The sequence below is a fragment of the Clostridium sp. genome (assembly GCF_021443865.1).
In the GTDB taxonomy this organism is placed as follows: Bacteria; Bacillota; Clostridia; order Clostridiales; family Clostridiaceae; genus Clostridium.
Genome location: NZ_JABUTB010000110.1, coordinates 1 through 5955, shown reverse-complemented (window position 1 = coordinate 5955; position 5955 = coordinate 1). Strand labels below are relative to the sequence as shown.

Genomic DNA, 5955 nt, shown 5'->3' with positions numbered 1-5955 from the left:
AAGAATATCCACTAAAATCAAAATATATTTGAAATGAAAAGGCTAATATTCCTATCCAGGCTAGTGGCATGGATATTTCACTTATGTCTTTACTATATATTTCAGTCCATAGAATACCTATATTATTAGCTATTAGAACCTTTTTTCCTAAACCCATTATAAATTCCTCCATGCCTGTTTCGAAGTTATCAAGAGAATGGTTACGTTTCTTAATCTCTTTATTAATATCTGTATATTTAACTATTGGACCAGCAATAAGCTGTGGAAATGAGGAAACAAAGGCACCAAAATCTATTATATTGCGTTCTGCTTTCACTTTTCCATTAAAAACATCAATAGAATAAGATAAGGTTTGGAATGTGTAAAAGCTTATTCCTAAGGGTAATGCTAGTTTTAAATTTCTTAAAGAAGTAGAAAATATTAGATTTATATTATCTATAAAAAAGTTAACATACTTAAAGAAAAATAACATTCCCATATTAAATAATATAGATAGTGTCAGTAAAAACCTACATTTCAACCTGTTATCATAGTTATTTTCTATAGCTATAGATATAAAATAATCAACTAGTATTGATGCAATCATAAGAGGGAAATACATAGGCTCTCCAATGCTATAAAATATTAAACTGAAAAAAAGTAAAGTAAAATTCTTATATTTATCTGGCATAATAAAATATAAGATTAAAAAAATAGGTAAGAATCTAAATATAAAAATTAAACTACTAAATACCATAATATCCTTTCTAAAAAAGCTAGATAAGAAATATTCTTACCTAGCTTAAAAATTAATTATTGAAAGCATTCTTCAACAGCTTCTTTTGCTGTTTGAACATCTTCATTTACTAATAATATAACGTAATTTCCTTTTTCCATGAAAACAGCATTTTCTATTTTTTCCTTTTGATCTGGTAAATATGCGTTGTTGCTTTCAGTATCTAACATTTTTTGTAATGAAGCTTTTACAGATTCAAGTTTTCCATCTTTAGCTTTTACAATTGCTGTTATATCAGCTGAATTTATTATCATTGCTTTTATGATTCCATAGTCTTCTACGTCATCTAAATTAAGAAATGCTAAATCTACAGCCATTTGTTCATCTAATTCGTGAGCCATTTGCATTGGAGCTTTTTCGCTTACAGTAATAGCTACATCTTTTGCAGTTAATCCGTCTTTTAATTCATTTCCTTTTGAACTATTGCTAGTACAACCAATAAGTGCAGTACATAATAATGTAAGGCTTAATGCTTTTAAAAATTTCTTCATTTTGTATCTCCTTCTAGTCATATTCATATTTAATTTACACAAAGATTATACTATATTTATAGCAGTCATAAAAGAATGTTTTTATAAATTTTTCTTATATTCTTTTATTTGTCTATCAATATCTTCTAGGTACTCTAGTCTTTCATATTTCATTAAAAGTTTCTCTTCTAAGGCTTCTTTTTCTTGTATTAATTCATTTAAAGCACCATAGTTTGTAGCATTTTTATTCATTTTATTTTCTATGTCAGTTATATTATGCTCTATTTTTTCTATAATATCATATATTTCTTCAAATTCTTTTTGCTCTTTAAAAGTAAATTTAGGTCTATTATCCTTACTTTTATAACTTTTATCTATTTGCTTTTTATCATTTTCATTTGAAGTTGTTAAACTTTCATTAGCTTTTTCATATTCTTTATATATAAGATAATCACTATAGTTACCTACATATTGTTTTATTAATCCATTTCCTTCGTAAGAGAAAATCTTATTACAAAGTCTATCTAGGAAATATCTATCATGAGATACTATAATTACTACTCCCATAAATTCATCAAGAAAATCCTCTAATATCTTTAGAGTTTCAATATCTAAATCATTTGTAGGCTCATCAAGTATAAGTACATTTGGAGACTCCATTAGAATTCTTAATAGATGCAGTCTTCTTCTCTCTCCACCAGATAACTTTTCTATTGGTGTATATTGAAGGGTACCATCAAATAGAAATCTTTCAGCTAATTGAGAGGCTGTTATTGTATATCCATCTTCAGTTGGAATATTCTCTCCACCTTCTTTAATATAATCGATAGCTCTTTGATTTAAATCCATATGAGTATTATCCTGTGAGAAAGTACCTATGCTTACTGTATCCCCAATTTCAATGGTGCCAGAGTCAGGCTTTATAGCACCAGTTATCATATTTATTAAAGTAGTTTTACCAGCGCCATTTTTACCTATAATACCAATTCTATCATTCTTAGAAAAAATATAGTTTAAATCTTTAATTAAGGCTTTTTCACCAAAGGCTTTTGATAAGTTTTCTATTTCAATAATCTTTTTGCCTAGCCTTCTACCTATGAAAGGCATTTCTATATCTGTATTAACTGATACAGTTTCTGTATTAACTAATTCATCAAATCTTTGTAGTCTAGCTTTTTGCTTAGTTGTTCTAGCCTTAGCACCTCTTCTAACCCATTTTAATTCCTTTAAAATAAGTTTTTGTCTTTTTTCTTCTTGTGAAGCTTCTACTTGTAGCCTTTCAGCTTTCTTTTCTAAAAAGTCACTATAGTTACCTTCATATTGATAAAGTGAACCTCTATCAAGCTCTATAATTTTATTAGTTACTCTATCTAGGAAATACCTATCATGAGTAATCATAATTAAGGCGCCTTTTCTATTGTTTAAATACTCTTCTAGCCACTCAATAGAATCTGAGTCAAGATGGTTAGTGGGTTCATCTAATACTAACAATTCACAGGGAGTTATTAATGAAGATGCTAAAAATACTCTTTTCTTTTGACCACCAGATAACTTAGACATTTTTTGATTAAAATCTGTTATACCTAGTTTTGTTAATATAGTTTTTGCATCACTTTCTAAATCCCAAAGATTCATTGTATCAATTTTACTTTGTAATTGTATTAATCTATCATTTAAAGAAGGATCTAATAAAACTCTATCTAGTAAATCCTCATACTCCATTAAAAGCTTCATTTCAGGAGTATCACCTTTAAATATTTGTTCTAGTACTGTTGAGTTATTATCATATACAGTATCTTGAGCTAAATACTCTATTCTAACATTCTTTCCTTTAGTGATATTTCCATCAAAGAATTCATCCCTACCTGTTAATATTTTAAGTAATGTGGACTTACCAGCTCCATTTAATCCAATTAAACCAATTTTATCTCCATCATTTATATTTAAATTAACATCTTTTAATAAAACTTTTTCGCTATAGGTCTTATTTATATTTTCTAATGTAATTAAATTCATATCAGTCTCCTTATTTTTTATCTATTAGTATATATGTATATTTTAATTAAAAAAATAAGCTTAGACAACTATAAAGTATCTAAGCTTAAATTTTTATTCTATCCTAATGATAATTTACTTCTATATTTATCTGAAACAAACTTGAATACTGGTACTCCAACTAGAGTTACTACTACAAACTCCCCTATTCCAACTTGAAGCATAGTTATTAGCATTGGTAAATCCACTACTACACTAATCATCCATCCAACTATAACAGCATTAAATATAGTTGGCCATAAAGATGCTATAATTAGGCTAAACATATTATCCTTCATATACTTAGCTGTTAATGATATAGCACTTACACTTAAGAAAGTTGCTAAAGTACCAAAAACAATATCTAATAATCCTAGTCCACCAAAGATATTTGCTAACAAACACCCTAATGTTAAGCCTATTATGTATGTAGGATTTATAAAGGCTAGAAGCACTAAAATTTCAGATATTCTAAACTGTACTGGTCCATAGCTTATAGGGGCTAGTATCATAGTTAATACTGCATAAATTGCTGCAACTAAAGCAGCTTTTACTAAATTGTTTTTCAAATCAAATCCCTCCAATTATTTACAAAAAAATAAAGAGCTGTCCTAGAACAGCCCCTGAATAACGAATTAAATAAAGCAATAGCTATATATTAGGTAGAAAATAAAATAGAGAGTTTATAAATAAACCCTCTACGAAAAAAATTACACTTAATATAAATTGCAATTAATAACCGTAGTTTTGTTTAGAGACAGGAGGCTTCCGAACTGTCTTATTTAATTTACTATAATAGTATATTTTATTTATTAATTATTGTCAATTCCTTAATATAATTATTAATCTTATCTAGCTCTTTATATTTATTTATCCACCAATCTCTATACCATAACCTATATATATAAATGTTATTATCCTTATAATATTTATATAGAAAAATATCATTGTTTAATGTATTAGTGTTTAATAATAGTATTATTTTATGATCATTTATTTTTATATCCATATAAGTATTTTTAACAGCTATATCTAAGGAGATGTTTTTATTTAATAAAAAGTATTTTATTTCTGATAGTACATCATTATTTTCCTTATATAAATAAGTATTATCTTTACTAAACTCAAGCTCTTCTATGTTATTGTCTATATTTATAAAAACTATATCTTTAGATAAGTTATTAAAATAATCTAAATCAACTACTTTGTCACTTTTTTTTGATATTACTATAACTTTATCAAAACTTAGATTATTACTTTTAAATTCTTCAATTCTATTATTAGAAAAATTAGAAACTATACAAGGGAAAAATTTAATTAAAGTCTCATCACTTATATTATCTATATTATCTTTTAATATATAAGTAGCATCCTTTAATTTGTTATCCCATACTTTATTTATAGCTTTTGAAAGTAGAATATTCTTTTTAGTATTTTCTTCATATATGTCTTCTATAATACTATCATATTCCTTATATAGGGTAATAATATTTATATTTTTAAATTCCTCTTCTTCTATATCTAAATAACACTTTAAAATTGGAAGAAGAGAAATTAATTCTTTTATATATTTTTTTTCTTCTAAATCATCATAACAATACTTTAAAATCTTTTCTTCCATACTTGAAAGTTTACTAATAGCGTCTAAAGCATATTTACTTTGATATGCAACATCAAGAATTTTCTTATAGAAAATAAGATTTTCATATACATTTCCGTTTTTTATTATACTTACTATTGCTTCAGTATATTTATCTTCTTTTAAGATAGATTTTAAAAAAGATAATTTTTCTTCTAATCTTTTTATTGCTTTATAATTACTTATATATTCATTATAAATCTCGTCTTTAATATTAGTGAATGCCTCTAAGTTTTCTTTCTCTTTAGTACTATTAACTCTGGAAAAGATATTAAACCATTTTTTATCAATAGGCTTATTTAGTAATTTATAATTATACTTTAAATTGACTATATTAGTTAAAGATAATATATAGTCTTCATCAATTATTTTATTGGATATATATTCATCAATAAAGTCTTCTGTATAAGCTGATACACTTAAATTATAATCAATGTCTTTATTATCTATTATGGCTTGTAATGAAGTTATAGAGTTGTTTATTAAATCATAATCTAAAGGCAATTTAAAATATTGAAATATATCATTGTCTATGAATCTTCTATACTGTATATAGCTATTGCATAAATCTGAAAGTAATAAATTGTTGCATATTTCATTTAATTCATTATAGCTATAATTTTGAAAGGGCTTCTTTATTCTAAAGGTCCTATAATATTTATTATAAGCATTGTTACTATCTAGTTTTCTTTTAGTTATAATATATTTATCTACCAAGGGAATGTCATTATCAGAATTATTGAAGAAATCATTTAGTTCTTTTAATACATCATATTTCTTATTAATACTCCTATAAAGAAGTTCAACCTTACTTATTATAGTTTTCCCAGTTTGTTCTTGTAAGTTTAATAATAAATCCTTTATTAAAGTTTTTAGATTATAGTTATTATTTAAAGTTATCAATCTTTTATCAAGCTCTTTAAAGCTATCACTAGCAAGAACATATTCCTCATAGTAATTTGTAAGAATTAAAACTTGTTTATTTTTGAATAAATTATAAGATACAATTTCTCTTATAACTTCTAATAAGTCCTTTT

4 protein-coding genes and 1 pseudogene are annotated in these 5955 nt (G+C 25.2%); all 5 read right to left on the bottom strand.

Going from position 1 to position 5955, the window contains the following annotated elements; all coding sequences use genetic code 11:
• Positions 1-601, bottom strand: a pseudogene (locus HUJ77_RS13990) (MBOAT family O-acyltransferase); the annotation flags it as partial.
• A 191-nt stretch (positions 602-792) separates the two neighbouring features.
• Positions 793-1266, bottom strand: a complete 474-nt coding sequence (locus HUJ77_RS13985; RefSeq protein ID WP_291709632.1) for a DUF4358 domain-containing protein — start codon at positions 1264-1266, stop codon at positions 793-795.
• An 81-nt stretch (positions 1267-1347) separates the two neighbouring features.
• Complete coding sequence (abc-f, locus tag HUJ77_RS13980; protein ID WP_291709630.1) at positions 1348-3261, bottom strand: ribosomal protection-like ABC-F family protein; 1914 nt, start codon at positions 3259-3261, stop codon at positions 1348-1350.
• 98 nt (positions 3262-3359) lie between these two features.
• The gene (locus HUJ77_RS13975) at positions 3360-3848 is read right to left on the bottom strand and encodes a QueT transporter family protein (RefSeq protein WP_291709628.1); all 489 of its coding nucleotides are present in this window, start codon (positions 3846-3848) and stop codon (positions 3360-3362) included.
• A gap of 236 nt (positions 3849-4084) precedes the next feature.
• Positions 4085-5955, bottom strand: a 1871-nt coding sequence (locus HUJ77_RS13970; protein ID WP_291709626.1) for a hypothetical protein, incomplete at its 5' end; no start/stop codon positions are given.

Coding starts and splice junctions, on each gene's coding strand:
- abc-f (WP_291709630.1), bottom strand. CDS start 3,261: ATGAATTTAATTACATTAGAAAATATAAATAAGACCTATAGCGAAAAA.
- HUJ77_RS13985 (WP_291709632.1), bottom strand. CDS start 1,266: ATGAAGAAATTTTTAAAAGCATTAAGCCTTACATTATTATGTACTGCA.